At 68.4% G+C, this 26,696-nt stretch carries 28 protein-coding genes; 20 read left to right on the forward strand and 8 right to left on the reverse strand.

Going from position 1 to position 26,696, the window contains the following annotated elements; genetic code table 11:
* Positions 1-12 precede the first annotated feature (12 nt).
* Complete coding sequence (locus NY1_RS07230; protein WP_067709705.1) at positions 13-315, reverse strand: urease subunit gamma; 303 nt, start codon at positions 313-315, stop codon at positions 13-15.
* Positions 316-408: 93 nt separating this feature from the next.
* Positions 409-855: a PaaI family thioesterase gene (locus NY1_RS07235; protein ID WP_067709707.1), complete on the reverse strand. Its 447-nt coding sequence runs from the start codon at positions 853-855 to the stop codon at positions 409-411.
* A gap of 316 nt (positions 856-1,171) precedes the next feature.
* Between NY1_RS07235 and NY1_RS07240 the strand changes: the two genes are divergently transcribed.
* Positions 1,172-2,134, forward strand: a complete 963-nt coding sequence (locus NY1_RS07240) for a potassium channel family protein (RefSeq protein ID WP_067710126.1) — start codon at positions 1,172-1,174, stop codon at positions 2,132-2,134.
* On the opposite strand, the gene NY1_RS07245 is transcribed toward NY1_RS07240, so the two are convergent.
* Together NY1_RS07245 and NY1_RS07250 are read right to left on the reverse strand one after the other, a co-directional pair.
* Positions 2,103-2,474, reverse strand: a complete 372-nt coding sequence (locus NY1_RS07245; RefSeq protein ID WP_067709709.1) for a hypothetical protein — start codon at positions 2,472-2,474, stop codon at positions 2,103-2,105. The genes NY1_RS07240 and NY1_RS07245 overlap by 32 nt on opposite strands.
* Positions 2,475-2,727: 253 nt before the next feature.
* Entirely contained in the window at positions 2,728-3,057 is a 330-nt protein-coding gene (locus NY1_RS07250) for an ArsR/SmtB family transcription factor (protein WP_067709711.1), read from the reverse strand.
* A 248-nt stretch (positions 3,058-3,305) separates the two neighbouring features.
* Here NY1_RS07250 and NY1_RS07255 point away from each other — a divergent pair, with 248 nt between their 5' ends.
* A complete protein-coding gene (locus NY1_RS07255; protein ID WP_067709713.1) occupies positions 3,306-4,517 on the forward strand; it encodes a cytochrome P450 in 1,212 nt (403 codons plus the stop codon).
* A gap of 61 nt (positions 4,518-4,578) precedes the next feature.
* Here the strand turns inward: NY1_RS07255 and NY1_RS07260 are convergent, their stop codons facing one another.
* Positions 4,579-5,283 carry a hypothetical protein gene (locus NY1_RS07260; protein ID WP_067709714.1) on the reverse strand — a complete coding sequence of 235 codons (705 nt, stop codon included), beginning with the start codon at positions 5,281-5,283 and terminating at the stop codon, positions 4,579-4,581.
* A gap of 203 nt (positions 5,284-5,486) precedes the next feature.
* On the opposite strand from NY1_RS07260, the gene NY1_RS07265 reads away from it, so the two are divergent.
* From NY1_RS07265 to NY1_RS41795, 6 genes are all read left to right on the forward strand, one after another.
* Positions 5,487-6,524 carry a FecCD family ABC transporter permease gene (locus NY1_RS07265; protein WP_067709716.1) on the forward strand — a complete coding sequence of 346 codons (1,038 nt, stop codon included), beginning with the start codon at positions 5,487-5,489 and terminating at the stop codon, positions 6,522-6,524.
* Between the two features lie 191 nt (positions 6,525-6,715).
* Positions 6,716-7,816 (forward strand): FecCD family ABC transporter permease, encoded by a 1,101-nt coding sequence (locus NY1_RS07270; RefSeq protein WP_067710128.1) that lies wholly within the window; start codon positions 6,716-6,718, stop codon positions 7,814-7,816.
* Positions 7,813-8,637 (forward strand): ABC transporter ATP-binding protein, encoded by an 825-nt coding sequence (locus NY1_RS07275; protein WP_067709718.1) that lies wholly within the window; start codon positions 7,813-7,815, stop codon positions 8,635-8,637. The genes NY1_RS07270 and NY1_RS07275 overlap by 4 nt, the downstream gene beginning before the upstream one ends.
* A 168-nt stretch (positions 8,638-8,805) precedes the next feature.
* Positions 8,806-9,213 (forward strand): BlaI/MecI/CopY family transcriptional regulator, encoded by a 408-nt coding sequence (locus tag NY1_RS07280; protein WP_067709720.1) that lies wholly within the window; start codon positions 8,806-8,808, stop codon positions 9,211-9,213.
* Positions 9,214-9,249: 36 nt separating this feature from the next.
* Positions 9,250-10,191 carry a M56 family metallopeptidase gene (locus NY1_RS07285; protein ID WP_067709722.1) on the forward strand — a complete coding sequence of 314 codons (942 nt, stop codon included), beginning with the start codon at positions 9,250-9,252 and terminating at the stop codon, positions 10,189-10,191.
* Between the two features lie 49 nt (positions 10,192-10,240).
* Positions 10,241-12,007: a DEAD/DEAH box helicase gene (locus NY1_RS41795; protein ID WP_084534730.1), complete on the forward strand. Its 1,767-nt coding sequence runs from the start codon at positions 10,241-10,243 to the stop codon at positions 12,005-12,007.
* A 354-nt stretch (positions 12,008-12,361) separates the two neighbouring features.
* Here the strand turns inward: NY1_RS41795 and NY1_RS07295 are convergent, their stop codons facing one another.
* Entirely contained in the window at positions 12,362-12,802 is a 441-nt protein-coding gene (locus NY1_RS07295; protein WP_067710129.1) for a nuclear transport factor 2 family protein, read from the reverse strand.
* 207 nt (positions 12,803-13,009) lie between these two features.
* Here NY1_RS07295 and NY1_RS07300 point away from each other — a divergent pair, with 207 nt between their 5' ends.
* The 6 genes from NY1_RS07300 (at position 13,010) to NY1_RS07325 (ending at position 19,540) form a co-directional block, all read left to right on the forward strand.
* Complete coding sequence (locus NY1_RS07300) at positions 13,010-14,446, forward strand: GuaB1 family IMP dehydrogenase-related protein (RefSeq protein WP_067709724.1); 1,437 nt, start codon at positions 13,010-13,012, stop codon at positions 14,444-14,446.
* Between the two features lie 386 nt (positions 14,447-14,832).
* Entirely contained in the window at positions 14,833-16,209 is a 1,377-nt protein-coding gene (locus NY1_RS07305; RefSeq protein ID WP_067710131.1) for a hemolysin family protein, read from the forward strand.
* Entirely contained in the window at positions 16,202-17,266 is a 1,065-nt protein-coding gene (locus tag NY1_RS07310) for a hemolysin family protein (RefSeq protein ID WP_067709725.1), read from the forward strand. The genes NY1_RS07305 and NY1_RS07310 overlap by 8 nt, the downstream gene beginning before the upstream one ends.
* A complete protein-coding gene (locus tag NY1_RS07315) occupies positions 17,266-18,132 on the forward strand; it encodes a 3-methyladenine DNA glycosylase (RefSeq protein ID WP_439956001.1) in 867 nt (288 codons plus the stop codon). The genes NY1_RS07310 and NY1_RS07315 overlap by 1 nt, the downstream gene beginning before the upstream one ends.
* A 38-nt stretch (positions 18,133-18,170) precedes the next feature.
* Positions 18,171-18,962 carry a DUF6585 family protein gene (locus tag NY1_RS07320; RefSeq protein ID WP_067709727.1) on the forward strand — a complete coding sequence of 264 codons (792 nt, stop codon included), beginning with the start codon at positions 18,171-18,173 and terminating at the stop codon, positions 18,960-18,962.
* Between the two features lie 92 nt (positions 18,963-19,054).
* A complete protein-coding gene (locus tag NY1_RS07325) occupies positions 19,055-19,540 on the forward strand; it encodes a DUF8176 domain-containing protein (protein WP_067709729.1) in 486 nt (161 codons plus the stop codon).
* An 11-nt stretch (positions 19,541-19,551) separates the two neighbouring features.
* On the opposite strand, the gene NY1_RS07330 is transcribed toward NY1_RS07325, so the two are convergent.
* A complete protein-coding gene (locus tag NY1_RS07330; protein WP_067709730.1) occupies positions 19,552-20,196 on the reverse strand; it encodes a dihydrofolate reductase family protein in 645 nt (214 codons plus the stop codon).
* Positions 20,197-20,365: 169 nt separating this feature from the next.
* Here NY1_RS07330 and NY1_RS07335 point away from each other — a divergent pair, with 169 nt between their 5' ends.
* From NY1_RS07335 to NY1_RS07355, 5 genes are all read left to right on the forward strand, one after another.
* On the forward strand, positions 20,366-21,223 hold the full coding sequence (locus NY1_RS07335; RefSeq protein ID WP_084534731.1) for an SDR family NAD(P)-dependent oxidoreductase: 858 nt from the start codon (positions 20,366-20,368) through the stop codon (positions 21,221-21,223).
* An 86-nt stretch (positions 21,224-21,309) separates the two neighbouring features.
* On the forward strand, positions 21,310-21,882 hold the full coding sequence (locus tag NY1_RS07340; RefSeq protein WP_157762095.1) for a hypothetical protein: 573 nt from the start codon (positions 21,310-21,312) through the stop codon (positions 21,880-21,882).
* 210 nt (positions 21,883-22,092) lie between these two features.
* Complete coding sequence (locus NY1_RS07345) at positions 22,093-23,631, forward strand: LVIVD repeat-containing protein (RefSeq protein ID WP_174567165.1); 1,539 nt, start codon at positions 22,093-22,095, stop codon at positions 23,629-23,631.
* Positions 23,628-24,278 (forward strand): DUF305 domain-containing protein, encoded by a 651-nt coding sequence (locus NY1_RS07350; protein WP_067709737.1) that lies wholly within the window; start codon positions 23,628-23,630, stop codon positions 24,276-24,278. The genes NY1_RS07345 and NY1_RS07350 overlap by 4 nt, the downstream gene beginning before the upstream one ends.
* Positions 24,279-24,361: 83 nt before the next feature.
* Positions 24,362-25,072, forward strand: a complete 711-nt coding sequence (locus NY1_RS07355) for a PaaI family thioesterase (protein WP_067709739.1) — start codon at positions 24,362-24,364, stop codon at positions 25,070-25,072.
* Positions 25,073-25,121: 49 nt separating this feature from the next.
* Here the strand turns inward: NY1_RS07355 and NY1_RS07360 are convergent, their stop codons facing one another.
* Positions 25,122-25,721 carry a TetR/AcrR family transcriptional regulator gene (locus NY1_RS07360; RefSeq protein ID WP_067709740.1) on the reverse strand — a complete coding sequence of 200 codons (600 nt, stop codon included), beginning with the start codon at positions 25,719-25,721 and terminating at the stop codon, positions 25,122-25,124.
* A 65-nt stretch (positions 25,722-25,786) separates the two neighbouring features.
* Between NY1_RS07360 and NY1_RS07365 the strand changes: the two genes are divergently transcribed.
* Positions 25,787-26,680, forward strand: coding sequence for an oxidoreductase (locus tag NY1_RS07365; RefSeq protein ID WP_067709742.1), 894 nt, complete (start codon positions 25,787-25,789; stop codon positions 26,678-26,680).
* The last annotated feature ends 16 nt before the right edge of the window (positions 26,681-26,696 follow it).

Below are 26,696 nucleotides of genomic sequence, written 5' to 3' on the forward strand. Positions count from 1 at the left end.
TTCAGCACGACGTCATCCGATCGGGTGGTGGACGGTGACGAGCTTGGTGCCGTCCGGGAAGGTGGCCTCCACCTGCACGTCGTGGATCATCTCGGGTACGCCGTCCATGACGTCCTCGCGCCGCAGCACGGTGCGCCCGCTGGCCATCAACTCGGCGACGGTGCGCCCGTCCCGCGCACCTTCCAGCACATGATCGGTGATCATCGCGATCGCCTCCGGGTGGTTCAGCTTCAACCCCCGGGCCTGCCGCCGCCGGGCCAGCTCGGCCGCATAACTCAGCAGCAGGCGTTCCTGCTCGTGCGGCGTCAGACGCATTCGGGCTCCTCACCGAGGTCGCGGGGCGGGTCGTCGGTCATTCTGGCACGCCCCGCGTTACCTCCATGTTTCGTCGCGGCCCGCGCGCCGAAATCAGCTCTGAGCAGCCAGATTCTGCAACCGGACCTGCCCGCGCGCCACCGTGCGGCCCTGCTCGTCGGTGATCACCACGACCCACAGCTGCTGCGAGCGGCCGCGATGAATCGGCGTCGCCTCCCCGCGCAGCACGCCCTCGCGCACCGACCGCAGGAAGTCGGTGTTGTTGTTGACGCCCACCACGGTCCCGCGATTGCCGAACCAGCAGCTACCCGCCACGCTCGCCAGGGTCTCGATGACGGTGCAGTACACCCCGCCGTTCACGATCCCCGCCGGCTGGAACAACTGCGGCGTGACGACCCATTCACCGGCCACCTTGTCCGGCCCCATCTCGGTGAACTTCAACCCGATGAGATCGGTGAAAGTGCCCTCGCTGAACTGGTTCATCAGCTCGGGTGTCACGTCGGCCATCGACTTGATCGACGAGAAATCTTGATCTGCCATGAGATCCACACTGGCACGCGCCCACGGCGCAAACGCGCCGGACCCCCTGCAACACGCGAGCCCCGCCCCCGATCCCGCCCGTACTATTGCAAGTTAGGTAAGCCTGACCTATACTAAATTCGGCGCTTGGATCGAGCGAGGCCCGGAGGGCTGCCGCGGCCTCGATCTCCTGCCGGGCGGTGGGTTCCCTGACTCAGTGGAACCCACCGCCTTTCACTATTCGCGCTCGGTTCGCGCCGGGCACAATCGATGAGACAATCACGGCGTGAACCCGATTCGCCGACTCAGCCGGGTTCTCGTGGCGTTCTTGCTCGTGATGGCGGTCGGGACCGAGGGGTATCGCCTGCTCGGGTTCGGGTATCTGGACGCGCTCTATCAGACCGTCACCACGATCACCACGGTCGGATTCCGCGAAGTACATCCGCTGAACGCGACCGGGCAGGTGTTCACCATGGCGCTCATCCTGTTCGGCGCCGGGACCGTCTTCTACATGTTCGGCGTCCTGCTCGAGGCGCTGATCGACGGCCACGTCCATCAACATTGGGAGCGACGCCGGATGAACAACCGGATACAGCGCATGCGCGGGCACGTCATCGTGTGCGGCTGGGGACGGGTCGGCCGTTCGACCGCGCAGTACCTGGCCGGGCTCGGCAAGGAGATCGTGGTCGTCGATCGCGACCCGCAACGGCTGGCCGAGCTCGAATTCCCCGGTGTGCTGGGCGATGTCACCGATGACAGCGTGCTGGAGGCCGCCGGGATCCAGCACGCCGACGCGCTGATCGCCGCGCTCGACGGCGATGCCGACAATGTCTATGTGACCCTGTCGAGCCGCGCCATCCGCGCCGATCTGGTGATCATCGCCAGGGCACGGACCGAAGGCTCGAAATCGAAACTGCTACGGGCGGGCGCGAATCGGGCGGTCAATCCGCAATTGATCGGCGGCCGGCGGATGGCGGCCTTCGCACTGCAACCCAATGTCGCGGAATTCCTCGATGTCGTCATGCACGACGAGACACTGGAATTCCGTATCGAGGAGATCGGCATCGGGTCCGGTTCGGCGGCGCCGGACCGCACCGTCGCCGATGCGGAGCTGCGGCGGACCACCGGTGCGCTGGTACTGGCCCTGCGCACCGTCGACGGGCGCTTCATCGCGAATCCCAACGGGGACATCCGGTTACAGGCCGGCATGGTCCTGATCGCGCTCGGCACGCCGCCGCAGCTCGAGGCCCTGCGCGCCGCCGTGGCCGTCACACCTCGAAGTTCTCCTCGGCATCCTTGAGGCGGTGCCGGGCCAAGGCGAGATTGCCCCGGGCCCGGTCCAGCGCCAGGTACAGGAACAGGCCCCGGGCGCCGCGCCCGCGCAGCGGCCGCACCAGATGGTATTGAGTCCCGAGGGTGATCAGCACGTCGTCGATGGTCTCGCCGAGGCCGAGCTGTTCGATGGTGCGCATCTTGGCGCGCACCACCTCGGTATTGCCCGCGGCGGCGATATCCAGATCCAGGGATCGCGAACCGCCGAGCGTGCCGAGCGCCATGCCACTGTCGTAGTCCACGACGGCGGCGCCCAGCGCTCCGTCGAGAAGCATCAGTTCCTTCAGTACGACATCCATATTCGCCATGGGGGTTGTCCTCTCACTTGCCGTTCGGCTCGATGCCGCGAGGACGCTACCGAGCGGGCATACCCGGCCCTCCTGGATTGCTGAAGAATTCTGGAAGGTATGCAATTTTCAATTTCTGCAATCAGTGAATAGCGTTGAACGCTTCGGCTGTCACCAGCGGCAACGGTGTGGCGAGCCGCAGCCGGCGCTGTCAAGCCGGATGAACGAAAGTGCAACGCGCAGAGCGAAATCGAACTGACCGGTAATAGCCGAACTAGGCGGTGTGCTCGAGCGCCTCGGCCTGCCCCGCCACCACGCCGGTGAGAATCGCCCGGGCAGCCGCCAGCAGCGACGCCACATCGGGGGTGGTGAGTTCGTAGACGACCGAAAGTCCCTCACGCCGTGAGGTAACGAGCCCGGCCCGGCGCAGAATCGACAGCTGTTGCGAAAGATTCGCCGGTTCCACCCCGACCTCGGCGAGCATCTCCGAGACGGCATGCTCGCGCTGGCTGAGCAATTCGAGAATCCGAATCCGCACCGGGTGCCCCAGCGTCTTGAAGAAATCCGCCTTCATTTGGTAGAGCGGCCGTTGCGTTCCCGGCATGCGTGCCACTCCCTTCCGCGGACAGCCATCTCAGGCAATAGACGCTACCCCACCGGTCGCCACCACCTCGGTGAACGAGCGAACAGACCAGCGGGTAGCGCCCGGGCCGACCGCGCGCGGGAACCCGGCGGTTTCACTCGCGCCCCGGGGCATCGTTGGTAACGTGGCCGATGCCGGCTGAATCTCTTGTGTGACAGCGGTTTCCATCCCGCAAGCCGATGCCGGCCTGCCCCGCGAAAGGCCCGCCGATGCCGACGGAACAGACCCACCCGCCCGCCGTCTGCCCGATACCGACCGGTACGGCTGAGCGGTTGGAGATCGAACCCGAACTCGTCCGCCTGCGCGACGGCGACGGGCTGGCGCGAGTGTCCATGCTGTTCGGCGGCGATGCCTGGCTGGCGGCGCGGCACGCGGATGTGAAGGTGTCGCTGGCGGACCCGCGGTTCAGCCGGGCGGCCGCGCTCGGCACCGATATCCCGCGCTCGATTCCCTTGCCGCCGACCGACACCAGCCTGGTGCTGATGGACGGCGCCGAGCACGCGCGGCTGCGGCGGCTGGCGGCCGGGGCCTTCACCAACCGGCGGATGGAGCGGCTGCGGCCCCGGGTACAGGAGGTGGTCGACGGGCTGCTGGATCGGATGATCGAGCGCGGACCCGGCGGCGATCTGGTGCGTGATCTCGCGGTGCCGCTGCCGATCACGATGATCTGCGAGCTGCTGGGTGTGCCGTACGAGGATCGGGAGCGCTTCGGGGCGTGGACCGATGCGGCGCTCGCGCTGTCGGCCTACACGCCTGAGCAGATCGTCCACGCGCGGGAGGCGCTCAAGGATTATCTGGTGGGGTTGGTGGCGCGATGCCGGGAGCAGCCCACCGACGATGTGCTGGGCGCGCTGGTGCAGGCGCGCGACGAACAGGACGCGCTCAGCGAGGACGAGCTGGTGCAGTTCGGGGTGACGTTGCTGATGGCGGGGTTCGAGACCACCGTCAATCAGATCGGTAATTTCGTCTACACCCTGCTGACCCACCCGCGCCAACTCGAGCTGCTCCGTGCGGATCCGGCGCTGCTCCCCCGCGCCATCGAGGAACTGCTGCGTTTCACCCCGGCCGCGATCAGCCCGCTGCTGAGCCGAATCGTGGTCGAGGACATCGAATTAGGTGGCACTTCACTGTGTGCCGGTGATGCCGTGGTCGCCCACAATCCCGCCGCGAACCGGGATCCGGCGGTCTTCGACAATCCCGACGAACTCGACCTGACCCGCCTCGAAAACCCCCACCTGGCTTTCGGATACGGCCCGCACCACTGCCTCGGCGCCCATCTGGCCCGCATCGAACTCCAGGTCGCCATCGGCACGCTCTTCCAGCGCCTCCCCACCTTGGCGTTCGCCGTCCCCGTCGAGGAGATCCCGTTCCGGCAGGGGCGGATGTTCCGCGGCCTGGAGCGCCTGCCGGTCACCTGGTAGCGCACCCGATATGCGGACCGGGCAAGACGACCCGGCCCGCACAGCGGTCCATCCGGCTCGCTTACCTGAGGCAGGCCCGGCGCACCGGCAGGCCGCGATCGGCCAGGGCGGCCAGCATGTCCTGACCACGCTTGGCGCCCTGCGCCGAGGAGGTATTGGCCAGGGCCGGAACATAAGTCGCGGCGCCGACCACCGACTCCGCGACCAGCGACCAGAACCGGCGCGCGCCCAGGCCCGCGCAGCGACCCAGCGCTTCCTGGATCAGCACCAGGGCGGGTTCGCAGCGGGCGGCGAGCCAGACGTAGAGCGCGGCCTCGCACGGCAGGGCGACCACGCCGGGTTCGCCGGTGAGCAGGTCGCCGTCGATCACGCGAATCGTGGTGTCCGCCAGGCCGGCCCAATCGATGCCGCCGTCGTTGTCGGTGTGCAGCCAGAGGTTCTCCAGGCCCGGATCCCAGGCGCGGCCCTCGGAGACGACCATGGCCAGCACCCGGCCGACGACGGCGTGGATGAGCGCGGTGGCGACCACTTCGGCGGCGATATCGGCATTGCTCATCTCGGCGGCGTGCCGCCGGTACATCAACTCGATGCGTCCCTCACGTACGCCGTCGGCCAGCCGCCACCACCGGCGCTTGCCCTGTTCGGACATGGCCGCGACGGCATACACGCGGGGGTGCTCGGGTTGCAGTGCGCGCAGCCGGGTGCAGGCGCGGGCGAACGAGATCCTGGAATCGCGCGGCGGGCAAACGGTCACGGGTTCGGGCACACGAACCTCCTCAATCTGTGGCTATCCGGCCGAATCGGTAGATAAGGTTAGGCTTACTTATCTTTCTGGGCAATGTGCGAAGAACAACCTGTAGTGATTCGGTGCCGTACCGGCCGGGGGCTCAGTGTGAAGATTTCCGGGCTTCCGGAAGCTAGGTTAGGCTTACCAGACCTATTGGTTCAGGTCAGGAGTAGTTCGTCGCCGTGCCAGCCGCCCTCACCCCCAGACGGCGACGTCTGATCGGACTCCTCGTATTGCTCGTGCTCCTGCTGGCCGCGGTCGCCGCCAGCATCGCGCTGGGGTCCCGGGCCATCCCGCTGAGCGGCGTGTACGACGCATTGACCTGCCCGGACGGGTGGCCGCTGACCTGTGCGGCGGACGGATCCACCGCGCAGATCGTGCGTGAATTGCGGCTGCCGCGAACCGGACTGGCGCTGGTGTGCGGGCTCGCGCTCGGCATGGCCGGGGCGCTCATCCAGGGGTATACGCGAAACCCGTTGGCGGATGCGGGCCTACTGGGCATCAATGCCGGGGCGGCGTTCCTGGCGGCGCTGAGCATCCATCTGCTCGCGCTCACCACGCCCGCGCAATACATCTGGTTCGCGTTCGCGGGCGCACTACTGGCGGGCGTCGCCGTCTTCGGCGTCTCGTCCGTCGGCGGCGGGAAGGCGAGCCCGCTCAGCCTGGTCCTCGCGGGCGCGGCGATCACCGCGTTCCTGCAGGCCATGACCAATATCGTGGTGCTGCTGGACGGTACCGCGCTCAATACTTACCGCTATTGGGTGGTCGGCGACGTGGCCGGGCACGACTCCTCGGTCTTCCAGCAGGTCCTGCCGTTCCTGATCATCGGCCTGCTGCTGGCGCTGGCCGCCGGGCCCGGACTGAACCTGCTGGGCCTCGGCGACGACGTGGCGCGCGGACTCGGCGTGAACATCGCCCGCAATCGCGCCCTGGGCCTGGCCGCCATCGTGCTGCTGGCCGGGGCCGCCACCGCCGCCGTCGGCCCGATCGCCTTCCTGGGCTTGATCGTTCCCCACCTGGCCCGCGCCTGGACCGGCCCCGACTACCGCTGGCTGCTCCCCTACTCCGGCTTGGTCGGCGCGATCACCCTGCTGGTCGCCGACACGCTCGGCCGCCTGATCGCCCGCCCCGGAGAACTGCAAGCCGGCGTCACCCTCGCCGCCATCGGCGCCCCCTTCTTCATCCTGCTGGTCCGCCGCCGGAAGCTGGTGAGCCTGTGAGCGATTCGAACACCCGCACCGAGGCCCACGCGCAAGATCCGCAGGAGAAACGCACCGCGGCCGATGAACCGGACCGCGGCATTCCCGACGCGACGGGCGGATACGAGACCTCCGCCGGGCCACTCTCCCAGACTCCTGGTGGGCCGGACGGAAACACCGACTCCGGCTCAGCGGACTTGAAATCCGCCACGCTGGCCAACGGCAAAGGCGGGCACAACGCTTCGCTGACCAATCGACGGGCAGTACGAATCGGCGGGCTTTCCGCCGTGCTGCGGGTGCGGGTGCTGGCGCTCTCGCTCGTCCTCGCGGGGCTGCTCGTGGCGTTGTTCGCGCTCGATATCGCGATGGGCGACTTCAATATTCCGATCGCGAAGGTGCTGGATGTGCTGGGCGGCGGGGGGACTCGGGCACAGCGGTTCGTGATCATGGATTCGCGGTTGCCGCGGGCGCTGACCGCCATCGTGGCGGGGGCGGCGCTCGGGCTGGCGGGGGCGGTGGCGCAGTCGATTCTGCATAATCCCCTGGCAAGTCCGGACATGCTCGGCATCACGTCCGGAGCCAGCTGCGGGGCGGTGGCGGTGATCGTCGGCGCGGGCGGGGCGGTGACGGGAACGGTTGCGTCGGTGGGTGTTCCGCTGGCGGCGCTGACCGGCGGGCTGGTGACCGCGGTGCTCATCTATGTGCTCGCGTGGCGTCGGTCGGTGAGCGGCGATAGTGGAGTGATGGGATTCCGGTTGGTGCTCATCGGCATCGGCGTCAATGCGGCGCTGCTGTCGGTGGTGAGCTGGCTGCTCACCCGGGCCACGCTCACCGATGCGGCGCACGCGCAGCAGTGGCTGACCGGTTCGCTCAACAATGCCGACTGGTCCACGTTGGTGCCCGCGACGATCGGCCTCGCGGTCGCGCTCCTGGTGATCGCCGGGTCCGCTCGCGCCTTGGCGGCCATGCGATTCGGCGCCGACACCACCCGCGTGCTCGGCGTACGCATCCAGACCCAGCAGGCGATCCTGCTCGGCGCCGCCGTAACCTGCACCGCCCTCGCCACCGCCGCCGTCGGCCCGCTCGGCTTCGTCGGCTTGGCCGCCCCGCAGATCGCGCGCCGCCTGCTGCGCACCCCTGGCGAACCGATCCTCGCCTCCGCCCTCACCGGCGCGATCGCCGTGGTGGGCGCGGATCTGGCCGCCCGCACCGTCTTTCCCGTCGACCTGCCCGTGGGCGTGGTGACCGCCGCGCTCGGCGGGCCGTTCCTGCTCTATCTGCTCGTTCGCGCCAATCGGAAGGCCACGCTATGACGATCTCCGCGGAGCACCCGGCCGGCATCCACCGCCTCGCCGCCGAGAACGTCACGCTCGGCTACGGCGACCGCGTCATCGTCGACGGCCTGTCGATCGACATCGAACCCGGCTTGATCACCACCGTCATCGGCCCCAACGGCTGCGGCAAATCCACCCTGCTGCGTTCCCTCGGCCGCCTGCTGCGCCCCCGCGACGGCCGAATCGTCCTGGACGGCAAGGCGATCAGCACCCTCAAGACCCGCGACATCGCCCGCATCGTCGGCATGCTCCCCCAAACCCCCGTCGCCCCCGAAGGTCTCACCGTCGCCGACCTCGTCGCCCGCGGCCGCCACCCCCACCAATCCTGGCTCCGCCAATGGTCTTCCGACGACGAATCCGAAGTCCTGCGCGCCCTCGAACAAACCGGCATCGCCGACCTGGCCGACCGCACCCTCGACGAACTCTCCGGCGGCCAGCGCCAGCGCGCCTGGATCTCCATGGCCCTCGCCCAGGGCACCGACATCCTCCTCCTGGACGAGCCCACCACCTACCTCGACCTGGCCCACTCCCTCGAAGTCCTCGATCTGGTCGACCGCCTGCACGACGACTTCGGCCGCACCGTGGTCATGGTCCTGCACGACCTCAACCTGGCCATCCGCTACAGCGACCGCCTCATCGTCATGAACTCCGGCCGCATCGTCGCCCAAGGCACCCCCGCCGACATCATCGACGCCGACCTCCTCCAGGAAGTCTTCAACCTCAAAGCCGAAGTCCAGGACTGCCCCGTCTCCGGCCGCCCCATGATCGTCCCCATCGGCACCCGCCACGTTCTCCCGTAGCGAAACGTCAGGCGGGGCGCGCGCGGGGTGACGTGACCGCAGAACGAGGGGGTTCGGGGGCGAAGCCCCTGAGAGTCACGCGAGTTGTAACCAATCACACAGTAGCTAACCCCCGGTTACGACGACCTGTAGTACGCATTTCTGTCGGAGTCTCCGTAAGCTTATGGAATGGCAGGTCTTGGTGAACTCGAGAAAGCGGTCATGGACCAGTTGTGGTCGGCCGACGAACCTCAAACCGTCCGGCAGGTCCATGAAGCCCTCGCTGAGCGTCGCGAACTCGCGTACACCACGGTGATGACCGTTCTGCAGCGACTGGCGAAGAAGAACCTGGTGGTCCAGCAGCGCGACGACCGCGCACACCGCTACGCACCCGTGCACACCCGCGACGAACTCGTCGCCTCCCTCATGGTGGACGCGCTCCAGCAAGCCGACGAAGTCGGCAGCCGCCGCGCCGCGCTCGTGCACTTCGTCGAACAGGTGGGAGCCGATGAGGCTGCCGCATTGCGGGACGCACTCGCTAAGCTCGAAGCCACCGAGGCAGCGCGCAAGAAGTCCGGAGACTCCAAGCAGCCGTAGCCTCGCCCTGGCCGACACAACGCAGTGAGCTGAGGTATGGACGCAACAGCGCTGGTATTCGCCGGTCTCGCCTTGCTTTTGGCGGGACCGGTCCCGGCGCTGCTCAGCCGAGCCAAGTGGCCGTACCGCAGTCCGCGGGCGGCGCTGGTGCTCTGGCAGGCGGTGGCGCTGGCCGCGGTGCTGTCGGCGTTCGGTTCCGGGCTGGCCATCGCGAGCCGGCTGCTGGTGCCCGGCGAGGACGGGCGGCCCACCACCTCCCCCACCCGTGAGATCGATGCGCTCGGTCTGCCGCTGTGGCTGGCCTATGTCACCGTTTTCGCGCTCACCCTGCTCATCGGCGGGCGGTTGATCTGGTCTGTCGTGCGCGTGGGCATCCACACCCGTCGCCGCCGCGCCCGCCATCGCATGCTGGTCGACCTGCTCGATCAATCCGGTGTGCACCGCCAGGCCGCCGATATCCGCGTGCTCGCCGCCACCGAACCCATCGCCTATTGCCTGCCCGGCTTGCGCCAGCGCGTGGTGCTGAGCCAGGGCACCGTCACCAGCCTGTCCGATGCGGAGCTCACCGCCATCGTCAGCCATGAACGCTCGCATCTGCGCGCGCGGCACGATCTCGTGCTGGAGGCGTTCACCGCCGCCCACGAGGCGTTCCCGCGGGTGGTGCGGTCGAAGTCGGCGCTGGATTCGGTGAAGCTGCTGATCGAGCTGCTCGCCGACGATTCCGCGGTCAAGGTGACCGGGCCGACGCCGCTCGCGCGCGCCCTGGTGGCCTGCTCCAATTCGCCTGCCCCGCAAGGAGCCATGGCTGTCGGCGGACCGACCACGCTGATTCGTATTCAGCGGCTGGCGGGCCCGATCGGCGATTACAAGATCGCCACGGTCGCCTATCTCGCCTCCGCCGCGATCCTCATCGTGCCCACCATGGCCGTCGCCATTCCCTGGCTGCAAGAACTGAGCCGATTGCTCAGCCGTGCCTGATCCCCGCGGCCCAGCCCGCGCATCCGCCCCCGGCGGATCGGAATCCACCATGCCTGCCCCCGGCGTGCCCACCCCCAGCGAGGAATCCACCATCTCCGCATCTGCGCAGTCCGCCGGCCGTTCGACCGTCACCCGCGCGGGCGACCTCCGCTTCGCCGACCTCGGCCTGCCGCCGGTGCTGGTGCACGCGCTGCGCCGCGACGGCATCGACCGGCCGTTCCCCATCCAGGCCGCCGCGATCCCGGACATCATCGCGGGCCGGGATGTGCTGGGCCGCGCGGCAACCGGATCGGGCAAGACCCTCGCATTCGGGTTGCCCCTGCTGGTGCGGCTTTTCGGCGCGCCGAGCACCCCGCGCCACCCGCGCGGGCTGATCCTCGCCCCCACCCGCGAACTCGCGATCCAGATCGAAACCGCCCTCGACGAGCCCGCGCTCTCCCTGGGCCTGCGCCTGGCCACGGCGGTCGGCGGCCTGCCGATCAAGAAGCAGGAAGAACGCCTGGCCCGCGGCGTGGACATCGTGATCGCCACCCCCGGCCGGCTCACCGACCTGCTCGGCCGGAAAGCCGTGCGGCTCTCTGCGATTCAGGTCGTCACCGTCGACGAAGCCGACCACATGGCCGAACTCGGCTTCATGCCGCAACTCACCGCCCTGCTGAACAAGGTGCCCGCGGAATCGCAGAAGCTGCTGTTCTCGGCGACCCTGGACGAGACCATCGACGGTTTGGTGCAGAAGTACCTGCGCGATCCCGTCGAGCACGCGGTGAGCACGCCGGCTGGTGGAGACGCGAGCACAGGCCGCGCCGGCTCGACCGCTGGCGATACCTCGAACCTGGTCGCTGTCGATGTGGCTGACTCCAGTGCGGGCGCAGCAACTGGCGCAAGCTCGGTCACCAGCGACTCCGCGAGCACGGCCACCAGCAACACCGCGAACTCGGCCACCGGCGACACCGCGAACTCAGCTGCCACTGCCACCGCATCCGCAGGCGCGGCTGGCGCGAATTCCGACGCGACCACATCCGCGGGCGCGGCCAGCGCAAGCACCGTGAATTCGGGCGCGACTACCACCGCGTCTGCGGACGCGGCCAGCGAAAGCGGCGCGAATTCGGCTGCGGATCGGCCGGTTTCGGGCGCGACTCCCTCGGCCGTGCCCGATATCTCCCATTACGCCCTGCACATCCGTCGCACCGACAAGCGCGCGGTGGTCACCGAAATCGCTGCGCGCCAAGGCCGCACGCTGCTGTTCGTCCGCACCCAGCACGGCGCCGACAAACTGGCCCGGCGGCTACGCGAGGCCGGCATCGGCGCGGTCGCCCTGCACGGCGGCAAGCTCCAGAACCAGCGCTCGCGCACCCTCGCGGCCTTCGCCGACGGCACCGCCCCGGTCCTGGTCGCGACCGACGTCGCCGCCCGCGGCCTGCACATCGACGACGTCTCACTGGTCGTGCACGTGGACCCGCCCGAAGACCCCAAGGACTACCTGCACCGCACAGGCCGCACCGCCCGCGCCGGGGCATCCGGCACCGTGGTCACCATCGTCACCCCCGACGATCGCGACGCGGCCGAGCAACTGGCACGCCGAGCGGGCGTCACGGTCACCGTCATCGAAGTTCGGTCCGGTGACCGGCAACTGGCCGAACTCACCGGCGCCCGCCGCCCCTCAGGACGCGCGGTCGCAGATCCTGCCGCCGGACCGGCCGCCCAGGCGAAGGAGATCGCCAGGGATCCACGCTGGGCCCCCAAGCGCGCTAAAGGCGAGAGCCGCCCGCACAACAAGAAGCGCAAACCCGGCGCGGCCAAACGCTCGGCGCGCTGAGTCCAGCCCGATAAGGCGACGTCGGCAGACCCGTTCCACGTCGCCCCGTCGCCACGCCAGGGTCCGGCCCGGCCGGCGGTCGTAATGGCCCGGCGGTCGTAACGGCCCGGCAGTGGTAGCGGCCCGGCAGTGGTAGCGGCCCGGCAGTGGTAGCGAGCAGACGGTCGCGCGGGCCACCATCGTTGGTCGTCTTCGTCATCGACCGACTTGCCTACCGCCGGTTGCCCAGTGCCGCAGCCGGTTTCACAGGACGCGGGCGGGTATCACCAGGCCAACTCGGGGACGCGCGCGGGATTCGGCCGACACGCCGACCGGATCCACGCGCGAATCCGTGGTTGCAATTCTGTGGCTAACTCAGGTGAGGTCGGCGTTGCCGTCGATCAGTTTGAGTTGGTACTCGAAACGGTCGATGCGCCAGCCCTTCTCGGTGCGCTGGAAGCCGAGGGCGTAGCTGCCTACGAACCAGCGGGTCTTGCCTTGGGTGGCGTCGTTCTTCAAGTGCACGGCAATGGCATCCGCGTGCGCCTGGGCGGTGCCGCCGGTGATCTCGATCAGGTGGTTTCCGGCCTGGTGGTGCACGGCGTCCAGGGCGCCGAGCCCTTCGGCCCAGTCGTTGGTGATATCGATGCCGGGGCGGGTTCCGACCGGTCCGCCGAAACCGTTGTCGAAGTAAACCTGCTCGGCGAGCACGCTTTCCGCGAGATCACCCCAGCGCGCCTGATCGCAGTAGACGAAGAGCTTGGTGATCAGATCGCCGATGTCGAGCCGGTCGGCGAGTGCCGCAATGTCAGTCACGACGGCGAACCTAGGGCACACCGACACCGCCGACAACCGCAAATACGGCCCGCTACCGACCGGCATCCGCACCGCGTCCGGGCCGATGGCTATACTGGACAGCTGCATGTGTGACATCAGGTGTCGATGGGCTCGTCCCATCCGCCTGCCTCCGTAGCATGGCCACCACGAAAACCCCACGTCAATCCCATGAGGCGGCTAACCAACGTGCAGTTCCTTCCCGGGCAGCATCCCCCGTACGACCTGACCTACGACGACGTCTTCCTCGTCCCCAACCGGACGGATGTGGCGTCGCGTTTCGATGTCGACCTGTCCACCTCGGACGGCACCGGCACCACCATCCCGCTCGTCGTCGCGAACATGACCGCTGTCGCCGGTCGCCGCATGGCCGAGACCGTGGCGCGCCGCGGTGGCCTGGTGGTGCTCCCGCAGGACCTTCCGTTGAAGGCCGCGGCGGAGACCATCGCCTTCGTCAAGAGCCGGTCGCTGACCGCCGACACCCCGGTCACCCTCGATCCCGACCAGTCGGTGTCTGACGCGCTGGCGCTCATCCACAAGCGCGCGCACGGCGCGGTCGTCGTGGTCGAGAACGGCAAGCCGGTCGGCGTGGTCACCGAATCGTCCTGCGCGGACGTCGACCGCTTCGCGCGGCTGAGCACGGTCGCCGACACCGATTTCGTCACCGCCCCGGCCGACACCTCGCCGCGTGACATCTTCGATCTGCTCGAGGCCAAGCACCAGAACATCGCCGTGCTGGTGAACGCCGACGACACCCTCGCGGGCGTGATGACCCGCACCGGCGCCATCCGCGCGGGCATCTACCAACCCGCCGTCGACGCGCGCGGCCAGCTGCGCATCGCCACCGCGGTCGGCATCAACGGCGACGTCCCGGCCAAGGCCAAGGCGCTCGTCGACGCCGGCGCCGACGTACTGGTCATGGACACCGCGCACGGCCATCAGCAGAAGATGCTGGAAGCCCTCGCCTCGGTCGCCGCCCTGGATCTGGGCGTGCCGCTGGTCGCGGGCAATGTGGTCTCGGCCGCGGGCACCCGCGACCTGATCGAGGCCGGCGCGGACATCATCAAGGTCGGTGTGGGCCCCGGCGCCATGTGCACCACCCGCATGATGACCGGCGTGGGCCGCCCGCAGTTCTCCGCGGTCGCCGAATGCTCCGCCGCCGCAGCCGAATTCGGCAAGCACGTGTGGGCCGACGGCGGCGTGCGGCACCCGCGTGACGTGGCGCTGGCGCTGGCCGCCGGCGCCGCCAACGTGATGATCGGTTCCTGGTTCGCGGGCACCTACGAGTCGCCCGGCGACCTGCGCGCCGACCGCGACGGCAATCGCTACAAGGAATCCTTCGGCATGGCGTCCAAGCGCGCCGTGGCCGCCCGCACCGCCCAGGACTCCACCTTCGATCGCGCCCGCAAGGCGCTGTTCGAGGAGGGCATCTCGTCCTCGCGTATGCGCCTGGATCCCGAGCGCCCGGGCGTCGAGGACCTGATCGACCACATCACCTCCGGTGTGCGCAGCTCCTGCACCTACGCCGGCGCCCGCACAATCGCCGAGTTCCACGAGCGCGCCGTGCTGGGCGTGCAGTCGGCCGCCGGCTTCGCCGAAGGCCGCCCGCTGCCGTCCGGCTGGTGAGCCGCTAGCTCAGCAAAACCCGGCGGGTCCCGCAGCGACCCGCCGGGTTTTCCTACTCCGCCATCCACCTACACCGGCATCGACGGCGTGTCGTTCGAGACCCGGCGGCGAGCGTGGCGCGTGACGCGCGTCGCGAAATCGGGCGGACCCGTCGTGCGCGACCGCGCGGCCCTTGCCGGTACCATGGGCGCATGCCGGACCGCGACACCGCGTGTCGCCAGGTCCGGCCGGTGCTTATATATCGCGTCGTTGTCACCCTGCGAAAGGAACCAGTTGTCACCCGCGTCCAAGGGCGCTTCCCAGGAGGGCTCCTCTACCGAGCCGGGTGACAAACCCGGCGTCCCCATCTCCTTCCCAGCTTCAGCGACAGCCGGGTGGTGCTGACCGTGTCGGCCCTGCTCACCATTGCTTCGCTGCTCGGCTTCATCGCATTGACCGCCGGTACCGCGTTGTTCGTGGCCGCGGAATTCTCGCTCACCGCCTTGGAACGCTCCACCGTGGAGGCGCACGCCCGTGAGGGCGACCGCCGCGCCCGGCAGGTGCGGCAGGCGCATCGCACGCTCTCCTTCCAGCTTTCCGGCGCGCAGCTGGGCATCACCATCACCACGCTGATCACCGGCTATATCGCCGAGCCGGTGCTGGCCCGGCTGCTGGAGCCGATCTTCAACGCGTTCGGGGTGAGTTCCGGTACCTCGCACGGCATTTCGCTGGCGCTGGCGCTGATCCTGGCCACCTCGCTGTCGATGATCTACGGCGAGCTGGTGCCCAAGAACATCGCGATCGCGGCGCCGCTGTCCACCGCGCGCCTCACCGCCGGGCCGATGATCTGGTTCTCCACCATGTTCCGGTGGATGATCAATTTCCTGAACGGGACCGCCAACTGGGCGGTGCGGCGACTGGGCGTGGAGCCCGCCGAGGAGCTGCGTTCGGCGCGCTCCCCGCAGGAACTCGGTTCGCTGGTGCGGACTTCCGCGCTGCACGGCGTGCTGGATCAGCGCACCGCGCAGGTGGTGGATCGGTCGCTGCAGTTCGGTGAGCGCAGCGCGGAGGAGCTCATGACCCCGCGTGTGAAGATCACGTCCCTGGACCGCGATTGCACCATCGCCGATCTCATCGACGCGGCCCGCGATACCGGGTACTCCCGCTTCCCGGTGATCGACGGCGATCTGGACAACACGCTCGGCGTCGTGCACATCAAGCAGGCGTTCCTGCATCCGGTGAAGGCGCGGCGCACGGTCAAGCTGGAGTCCATCGCGCAGCCGGTGCCGATCGTGCCCGCCAGCCTGGACGGTGACGAAGTCCTGGAACGGGTGCGCGCCGACGGGATGCAGGTGGCGCTGGTCGTGGACGAGTACGGCGGCACCGCGGGCATCGTCACCATGGAGGATCTGATCGAGGAGATCCTCGGTGACGTGCGCGACGAGCACGACGAGGAAGAGGCCGATGTCCGCCGGACCCCGGTGGGCTGGAACTGTTCCGGGCTCATGCGCGTCGACGAGGTTTCGCGCACCACCGGGTACGACGCGCCGGAAGGCGAATACGAGACCCTCGGCGGGCTGGTGCTGGAGCGGCTCGGCCGCATTCCGGTGACGGGTGACGAAGTGCTGTTGCCGCATCCGGGCAACGGGCACTACTCCGAACCGCATACCCGCGGCGGCTGGATCGCCAAGGTGGAGCGGATGGACGGCCGACGCATCGACCGGGTGCTGCTGCGCCCGGTGGACGCCGACGCCCTGGCGATCTGGGAGCACAGCCATGGGTGATTGGGGCGCCGTCCTACTTACGCTGTTCCTGCTCTTGGGCAACGCGTTCTTCGTGGGCGCGGAGTTCGCGCTCATCTCCGCGCGCCGCGACCGGCTGGAAGCTCTTGCCGCACAAGGTAAACGGTCCGCCAATACGGTGATCGAAGCGGCCCAGAACCTGTCGATGATGCTGGCGGCCGCGCAGCTGGGCATCACCATCTGCTCGATTCTGCTGGGCCGTGTCGGCGAACCGGCCGTCGCGCATCTGATCGAGGCGCCGCTGGAGCTGATCGGCATCCCCGATCAGCTGCTGCATCCGATCGCGTTCGCGCTGGCCTTGACCATCGTGGTGATCCTGCACATCCTGCTCGGCGAGATGATCCCCAAGAACATCGCGCTGGCCGGGCCGGAACGTTCGGCGCTGCTGCTGGTTCCGGCGCATCTGATGTGGCTGCGGCTGGCTCGTCCGCTCATCTACGTCTACAACCTGGCGGCCAACCTCACGCTGCGCATGCTGCGGATCGAACCGAAGGACGAACTGGATTCCACGGTGTCGTCGGTGGAGCTCGCCGAGATGTTCGGCGAATCGCGCTCGGAGGGTCTGCTGGACGAGGAGGAGCACCGCCGCCTCACCCAGGCGCTCGGCTCCAGCGATCTCATCGTGGCCGATGTCATGGTGCCCCTGGCCAAAACGCGTTCGGTCCCGTTGCGCGGCGACGGCACCACCCTCGGCGATATCGAAACCGCCGTCGCCGAAACCGGTTTCTCCCGCTACCCCGTCCGCGCCACCGACGGCTCCCTGGTCGGCTACCTGCACGTCAAGGACGTCCTCGACCTGGTGGCCGATGACGAAGCGGGCCCCGGCACCCCCATCCCGCGCACCGATATCCGCCCCCTGCCGACGGTCAGCATGGGCACCACCCTCTTCGAGGCCCTGGCCCGCCTGCGCCGCACCAACTCTCACCTCGGCCGCGTGGTCGACAGCCGCGGCAATACCGTCGGCATCGTCGCCCTCGAGGATCTGGTGGAGGAATTCGTCGGCACCGTCCGCGACGCCACCCACCGCATCGCGGAGTAATCGTGAACGTGGTCGATCTCCAAGTGCTGTCCGGGTCCGAGTGGCGGGCCCGGGCGAGCGCGCACCGCGACCGCGTCGACGCCCTCGTCGGCCCGTATCTGCGGGCGCGGGCCGACGGCACCAAACACCCGGTGATCGACTTCCTGTTCACCTATTACGGTCACAAACCCGCCCAGCTCAAACGCTGGCACCCCGGTTTCGGCGTCGCCCTCGCCGAAGCCGGGGACTACGCGGGATTCCGTGGCTACCACGAGGTTTCCGGCGTCCACACCGCCGACCCGGCCTTCCTGGCCAAACGCCGCGACACCATCGAATTCGTCGCCGGCCTGCTGGCCGCCACCGCCGCCCGCCCCGCCCAACTCTCCTGTTTCGGCCTGCACGAGTGGGCCATGGTGTACCGCACGGACGACGTCCGCCACCAGCAGGTCCCCCTCCGCCTCGGCAGCGCCGGCACCGACGCCGTCGTCGAATCGATGCAACTCCGCTGTACCCACTTCGACGCTTTCCGCTTCTTCACCCCCGCCGCCGTCCCCCTCAACATCGAACCCCTGACCCGCGAAAACCAGGTCCACCGCGAACAACCCGGCTGCCTCCATGCCAACATGGACCTCTACAAATGGGGCTTCAAACTCACCCCCCTCATCGACTCCGACCTCCTCTTCACCTGCTTCGAACTCGCCTGCGCCGCCCGCGAACTCGACATGAAGGCCAGCCCCTACGACCTTCAGGATTTCGGCTACCAGCCCATCCGCATCGAGACCCCCGCCGGCCGCGCCGAATACGTCCGAGCGCAGGCAGCCATAGCCGAACGCGCCGAAACCCTCCGCGCCCGCCTGCATTCCGCCTGCCTCGCCTTGATCGGCTAGAGTCCCCCAGGCAGCAGCAAGCCTTTCCGGGGGGATCCATGAACTTCGTCGTGCTCGGCGCATTCCTATTCGTCGCATTGGCCATCGGCCTGTGGATCCAGTCCCGCAACGACCGGTCCGCGACACCCGGCGCCTACCGCCCGGCAGACGGCACCGTCCCTGGCACCGCGAATCCCTTCGCAGACAAACGCTTCTACGTCGCCGATTACCAGGCCGCAACCGCCGATTCCGGCGAGTCCTTCACCCTCGTGCACGGCTTCCGCGCCAAAACAGCCGTCTTGGTGCACCTGACGGCCGATCCCAACGGTTTGAGCGTCCGTATCGGCGCGGGTCCCACGAAAACCTACCCCCTACGAGAAGTGCTGTCGGTCCACCAGAAGACCACGCACGTCTCACTCAACGGCTATCCCGCTGAAACCAAGTTCGTCCACACCATTACTTTCGCGGACGGCCTTTCCCTCACCGCCAGAGGCGAATTCAAAGACCCGGCCCGAGTCCCCAAACACGCCGACTCCCCGAACAAGCCGGAACTCCGATACGTCGCCTTCATCGCCGACCTGGAACGCCGCACCGCGGAACTCGCCTACCCCGCAGCAGTCGCGAGCCTGCGGCAAGGCAACGACATCACCTTCGGCGAACTCACCCTCGGTAAAGCAGGCGTCACCAGCCAGGGCCGCGTCATCCCGTGGTCCGCGATCACGGACTGCACCGCCGCCAACGGCCGGCTCACCATCGAGTCCACTCGAGGCCAACGAATCCACGCTCTCCTCGAACAACTCCCGAACCTCACCCTCCTCCTCGCCCTCCTCGCCAACCGCGCCGACTACTGAATCCGTCGCCTATTCGATGGACGCCGCGCGGGGACGGTTCGTAGGATTCGGGTCGGAATTCGTTCTCGCACAATAGGTAAGGAGACGCGTTGATGCGTGGGGTGGGAATCGCGGCGATGGCTGGGACGGTCGCGGCGGCTGCGATGGTCGGGGTGGCGGGGAATTCGGTTGCCGAGGGGGCGGATGGGCCGGCGGCGGACGGGTGTGTCGCCGAGCGGAGTGCGGTGGTGATTTCCGGGACCGAACCGGGTGGCACGAGCAGTGGGCCGGATGCGATCTTTGCGTTCGAGTACGCCTATTACGTGTTGCGGTCGGGGGTGGCCGCGCGGGCGGTGGTGGCGGCGGATTCGGTGAATGTCGCTCCTGCCGAATGGATTCAGGATGGGATCGATCAGCATCCGAGTGGGAGTCGCTACTGTGTGCGGATCGCGCCGATCCGGAGTGGTGGCGGGTCCGAGGTGTGGGATGTGACTGTGACGCAGCAGTATCCGGATGGGCGCGTGACCGAGTACGCGCAGGAGATCACCACGCGGCGCGGGGAGACGGGGCACCTGATCACTCAGGTCGACAGCAAGTAACAGGGCGGCTGCTACTTTCGCCAGAGGAAGTGGTGTACGACTCCGCTCGGGCTGGGGATCTGTTCCAGGTGGAAGCGGTCGGTGACCTCTTCGGGGCCGGTCCACAGGCGTTCGCCGTGGCCGAATTCGACCGGGGCGACGGCGAAATGCATGGTGTCGATGAGGTCGGCTTCGAGGAAGGCGCGGACGGTGGCCACGCCGCCGCCGATGCGCACATCCTTGCCGTCGGCGGCTGACAGGGCCTGCGCGAGCGCCTCCTTGGGTGTGGCGTTCAGGAAATGGAATGTGGTGGCGCCCCGGGTGATCGAGGGGCGGACGTGGTGGGTGAGCACGAACACCGGTGTGCCGAAAGGTGGTTCGGCGCCCCACCAGCCTTCCCATTCGTAGTTCTCCCACGGCCCGCGCTGCGGCCCGAACTTGTTGCGCCCCATGATCTCCGCGCCGATATTGCGATGCCATTCCCGGGTGCAGTAGTCGTCGAGTCCGTAACTGCCGCCGGGTTCGGTGCGGGTGGGCGCGTGCGCGGTAGCACCGGACCAGGAGAACAGCGCGGTGGCGTCGAGGTCCCCGAACGGCCGCTCGAAACTCTGATTCGCGCCGGCTCCGTAACCGTCGCTGGACAGATTGAAGTTGTGAACCCGGACCAGCTGCGTCATCGACTACCCCTTCTGGTTGCACTTTGCAATCGCTTTCGACCGTACTGAGACTGCCGCGGAAGTGCAACCGGTTGTTGTCCGCGAGTCCCGAATCCGCTAGCCGATCGGTAGCGGACCCCTGGGTAATGTTCTGGACGACAACAGGTCTCACAGGAAGGGGTTCGGCTCGGTGAGCAGGACTTGGTTCATTACGGGCGGGAATCGCGGGATGGGGCGGGCATTCGTGCTGGCCGCGCTGGAGACCGGGGATCGGGTGGTGGCGACGGCGCGGCAGCCGGAGACCATGGCGGACTTGGCCGATGAGCGGTTGCTGGTGTTGCCGCTGGATGTTCGCGATCGGGAGGCCGTGATCGCCGCGGTGGACAAGGCGTTCGCGGCGATGGGGACGATCGACGTGATCGTCAACAATGCCGGATACGGCCTGGTCGGCGCGATCGAGGAACTGAGCGAGGCGCAGATCCGGGATCAGATGGACACGAACTTCTATGGCGCACTGTGGGTTTCCCAGGCCGCGGTACCGCACCTGCGGGCGCAGGGTTCCGGGCACATCGTGCAGATCTCGACCGTGGGCGCGGTGGGGAGCCTGCCGTTGTTCGGAATGTACAACGCGAGCAAGTGGGCCCTGGAAGGCTTCAGCGCATCCCTGGCGGATGAGCTGCGGCCGTTCGGCATTCACGTGACCATGGCGCAACTGGGCGGATTCGACACCGATTGGGCCAAGTCGAGCATGCGTTTCGGGACGGCCCTGCCCGCCTACGACGAGCAGCGGACGGCGATCCTCGGCATGCCGGGGTATCCGACGGCGGAGGATCTCGCGGCGGCAGCGGCCGGTGACGCCGAGACGCCGCCGGAGTGGGTCGAGCCGAAGCCGGAGGTCGGTGCGGCGGAGCTGATCGCACTGGTGAACCTGCCGAACCCGCCGGTGCGCAAGGTGATCGGTCCGGGCGCGGCCCAGATGGTGACCATGGCCCTCGATCAGCGCCGCCAGGACTATCTCACCGATCCGGAATTCACCTGGCCGTCCTGACCGCTGCGCCCGCCCGGCGTCCGGGCTCCGATCGTGCCATCATCGGCGGCGGGTCGGAGTCGCGACTCGGGGAGGCAGGCCGGTTCATGGAGGATCGATACGGGCCACGGCCCAGGCGCGTGGACGAAATGCTCACGCCGCGCGCATGGCGGCTCACCTCCGTGGCCGTCATCGTGGCGACGGCAATACTCTGTCTCGCCTGCTGGTGGGGTCAGATGTCGCGCGCCTCGGTCGATTTCATGGTCGGCACCCTGCTGCTGCTCGTTCTCACCGCGATCGCCTGGTCGATCACCAGCGCGGTCGGAGCGCTGCTCTTTCACCGGTGGCGGCTCACGCTGATCGCCCCGGCGGTGGCGGCGGTGGGTATCGCCGGGGCGTTCAGCAGCCTTCCGGACCGGGCGGGGTGGGCGCTGTCCAAGGGCTCGATGGAACGGGCGGCGACCGAATGCTCCCGGGAATCCAGCGGCGAGAGGCTGGGCGTGTATCGCATCGACCGCATGGTGCGACGCGATGGCGGATGCCTGCTGTACGAGGAGTTCTCGCTGGTGTCGGATTCCGGGTTCGGGTATTTCCCCGCCGGTGCGCCGCCCGAGCGAGCGGGGAATGTCGTCTACACGCCCTTCGAAGGCCCCTGGTATCGGTTTCAGGAGAACTTCTGACCGACCCGCGCGGGCACCGGACACACAGCGGCGTCCGCCAACCTTCCCAGACACCCTACCGGCCGGTCAGTTCTTGAGTTAGCGTTCCGAGGTGTAACCGCGACCACGCCGACTGCCCGCATGTGGGCGCGGTCACGGCCTGACAGTTCGAACGGAACAGGGGGTACCGCAGTGCGGCGGTTCTCGGCGATACGACGGTCCAAGCCCGCGATGGCATTGACCACGGCCCTGCTGGCGGCAGCCGTACTGCCGATCGGCGGCGCCTCGGCGGATCTGCAATCCGATCTCACCGACGCGGTGCAGGAATTCTTCGAGGTGGGACGGACTTCCGTGCCCCGGGCCGCATGCGCGGGCGACGCGCTGCCGGAAAGCGGTATGCAGGGCGATGTTCCGGCCGACGATCGCAACAGCGGGCGCAGCACCCTCGGATACCGGTGCAATATCTCGTATGTCGGCGGCTATGTCGGGCGCGGAGCCGGTATCACCTCGACCACCTTCGAGCACTGCTCGTACACGGGCACCCTGTTCCCGGGCAGCGTGCTGGGACCGTCGCAGGGCGTGACGGTCCTCGATGTGACGGATCCGGCGAACCCGGTACCCACCGCCACTCTCACCGAGCCCGCCATGCTGGCCGGAACCTGGGAATCGCTGAAGGTCAATACCGAGCGAAAACTACTGGTGGGCACCGGTGTTCCGGTCGGCGAGGGCGCGGGCTACCTGTCGGTCTACGACATCTCCGATTGCGCGCATCCGCGGCTGCTGAACACCGGTGCGGGCACGAACCTGCTGATGCCGCTGCCCATCACCACGCACGAGGGCGGCTTCTCCCCCGACGGCCGCACGTATTGGGCCTCGGGCATCGCACCCGGTTTCGTGAGCGCGGTCGATCTCGCCGATCCCGCCAACCCGCACGTCATCTGGCAGGGCCTGACCGGCATCGAAGCGCACGGCTTCGGCATCAGCCCGGACGGCAATCGCATGTACCTGTCGGCGCTGGGCGGTTTCACCGTCCTGGATATCAGCGCCGTGCAGCGCCGCGACCCGAATCCGCAAGTGCCGCATCTGGGCCGGACCTTCTGGATCGACGGGTTCGCCACCCAGCACAGCATCCCGGTCACCTATGCCGGCAAGCCGTACCTGTTCACCGCGGACGAGGGCGGCGCGGGCGGGGTGAAGCTGGTCGACATCGCCGACGAGACCCGGCCCAAGGTGGTCAACAAGATCAAGCTGGAGATCAACCTCCTGGAGAACCAGGATTCGGCGCTGGCCTCGTCCATGGGCGGTTCGGTGTTCTCCTACGACGCCCACTACTGCGCCGCCGACCGCCCCAACGATCCGACCGCACTGGCCTGCGGCTGGGAGGAATCGGGGATCCGGGTGTTCGACGTGCGGGATCCGTTCGACGTCAAGGAGATCGCCTACTTCAATCCCCCGGCGCTCAAGGGCCGCAATCTGGAACTGTGGAACTCCCCGCACGCGCTGGCCTCGCTGATCGGCATCCCGGGCCTGGAGTTCACCTCGGTGGCACGGGCGATCCTGGAGGGCAAATTCGATCCCTCGCAGGCGCTTTCCTCGCGCAGCGGCATGGTGGCGCTGGGCGATCTGTCCAGCGATTGGTGTTTCGCGCCGCCGGAATGGCACGGCAACCAGCTCTGGACCACCTGCAACGACAACGGATTCATGGTCCTGGAGCTGTCCGGCGACGTCTACACCCCGCCGGCCGATCAACGCTCCGTGGTGGGTTCGTGACCCGGGCGCGCTGGGCTCGTGCGGCGGGCCTGGCCACGCTCGCCGCGCTGCTGATGCTCGCCGGGTTCGTGCTGCGCCCGGCCCTGGTGCCCGAGAGTCACAGCGCGCCTCCGGTTCTCACGCCGACCGAGATCGGCTTCGCGGAGGATATGACGGCGCACCACGAGCAGGCGCTGCTCATGACGCAGCGCCTGGACGCCGGTGTGGATCCGGCGATCCGGCGGCTGGCCCAGCAGATCGCCGACACCCAGCGCTTGGAGATCGGCACCATGCTGGGCTGGCTGCGGCTGGCCAATGCCTCCCCCACCAACCCGCATCCGATGAACTGGATGCACGCCGCGAGCACCACCCACGACCACGCGTCGATGACCACGGGCGCCGCCGAATCCACCCGCATGCCCGGCATGGCCACCCTCGCCGAACTCGACGCGCTGTCGGCGGCGCGGGGCGCGGACGCGGAAACCCAGTTCCTGCAGCTCATGCAGCGCCATCATCGCGGCGGCGTCGCCATGGCGCAGGCGGTGGACAAGCTGGTCGAATCGGGCGCGGTGAAGGAGGCGGCGCGCGGGATGATCAGCGGGCAATCCCAGGAAGCGGGCATCATGACCCTGCTGCTGGCCCAGCGCGGTGTGCAACCGCTGTCCTGAAGTGGGATATCCCACCGGCCCGGATCCGCCCCGCTGGGTATCGTCGATTGATCGGACCGTGTGGGGAGAGGTTGACGCACAGCATGATCGCGACGGAATCGCTGACCATTCCGGATCACATCCACGGCTACCCGCGGGTGGCCTTCGGTGGTTATGTGGCCGGGGTGCTCGCCGCCCGCACCGGCGCCGAGGCGGCGCGCGTCGACTTCCGGCGCGCGGTCCCGGTCGAAACCCCCTTACTGCTGTCGGGTTCCACGCTCACCGCCGAGGACGGCACGCTCCTCACCGAGGCGGCCCCCGCCGTCCTCGATATCACCGCCCCGCCGCTGCCGTCCTGGTCGGATGCCAAGCGCGCCACCGAAACCGCGCTCTCCTCCCCCGACCGCCGGGTCACCGACTGCTATGGCTGCGGCGTGCAATGCGCGCCCGGCCGCGGCCTGCGCCTGTTCCCGTGGCGGGTCCCGCACAGCGATCTCATGGCCGCCGCCTGGACCCCCGACGCCGGCCTGGCCGACGAGAACGGCGAACTCCCGCCCGGCGTCGTGTGGTCGGCGCTGGACTGCCCCGGCGGCATCGCGGCCTGGGCCTTCCAGGGCATGGGCCTCGGCGCGTTCACCGCCGCGCTGACGGCATCGCAATACCGCCCGGTCCTGGCCGGAGCCGAGCACATCGCACACGCCTGGCCGATTCGCCACGAGGGCCGCAAATACACCGTGGGCGTGGCGCTTTCGACCGCCGACGGCGAACTGTGCGCCCTCGCCGAAGCGCTGTGGGTCGAACCACGCACCGCCTGAACACAATCCAGCGCGGCGTTCAGCGGCGCCCGAGAACGCCCACCCGTCATTACTGATCGCGCGGTTGCAATCCCTGCGTCAGCCGGGTGACCGTCTCGTCGAGTAGTTCGTCGATCCCCTCGGGCGGGATCAGTCCCGCCGTGGCGAAGCTGGCGAGGCCCTGGAGCGCGACCGCGACGGTCCAGCCGATGCGCATCGGATCGCCCGCGACGATTTCGCCGCGCTCCTGGGCTTCGGCGGTCAGCCGCACCGGGACCGCGAAGGCTTCCGCCACCGCTGCCGCCATGGCCTCGCCGCCGGTGGGGCTGTGTTTGCGCGCGAACATCAGGGTCAGCAGGGCCGAATTGTCCACGGCGAAGCGGAGATACACGCGCGCCAGCTCGCGGAAGCGATCTTCGAAGGGCTGCTCCCCGGCGACCGCGCTCCGGAACGCTTCGCCGATCCGCTGGAAACCGTTCAGCGCCAACGCATCCAGCAGGGCCTGTTTGTCGGGAAAATGGCGGCTGGGCGCATTGTGGGTGACCCCGACCTCGCGCGCGAGTTTCCGCAGCGAGAGTTGCTCGACGCCCTGTTCGCGCAATGCCTGCTCGGCGCGTTCGAGGAGTTGTCCACGCAGGTCTCCGTGGTGGTAGGGGCGGTCGGCACACATAGTGCGATCAGCCTAGCAGCATGTGGGCATTGACCACTTTGTGGGCAGTGTCTACATTGGGGAGCATGACGAATTCCCGATGGACAGCACGAGATCTTCCCCGCATGGACGGCCGGACCGTCATCGTGACCGGCGCGAACAGCGGCCTCGGCCTGGTCACCACCCGCGAATTGGCCCGGGCCGGCGCGCACGTGGTGCTCGCGGTGCGGGATGTCCGGCGAGGCGAGGCGGCCGCGCGCGAGGTCGAGGGCAGTACCGAGGTGCGTGAGCTCGACCTGGCGGATCTGGCCTCGATCCGCGCCTTCGCCGAGGGCTGGACCGAGCCGGTCGCCGCGCTGGTCAACAACGCGGGCATCATGATGGTTCCGCACGGGCACACCGCTGATGGTTTCGAGCGCCAGTTCGGCACCAACCATCTCGGGCATTTCGCCCTGACCAATCTGCTGCTGCCACGGATCACCGATCGGGTGGTCACGGTGTCGTCGCAGGCGCATCGGCGCGGGAGCATCGACCTGAACGACCTGAACTGGAAAGCGCGGCCGTACAACACGGTTGCCGCCTACGGTCAGTCCAAGCTGGCCAACCTGCTGTTCACCCTGGAGCTGAGCCGCCGCCTCGAGGCCGCCGGTTCCACGGTGCGCGCCACGGCCGCCCATCCCGGCTGGTCGGCCACGAACCTGCAGAGCCACACCGAGAATCGTGTCGCGGACCTGGCCATGCGGATCGGCAATCTGGTCCTGGCGCAGCGGCCCGAGGCGGGCACGCTGCCGACGCTGTACGCGCTCAGCCAGGACATCCCGTCCGACAGCTATGTCGGTCCGGATGGGTTCTACGAATACCGTGGCCATCCCAAGCTGGTGGGCCGTTCCGCCGCCGCGTCCGACGCCACGACCGCCCGGAAACTGTGGGAGGCTTCCGAGGAACTGACCGGCATCCGGTTCCCGCTGCCCGCGAACTGATTTCGCCAGGCCGACC

Origin of the sequence: Nocardia yamanashiensis NBRC 100130, assembly GCF_001613325.1 — a bacterium.
Classification (GTDB): Bacteria; Actinomycetota; Actinomycetes; order Mycobacteriales; family Mycobacteriaceae; genus Nocardia; species Nocardia yamanashiensis.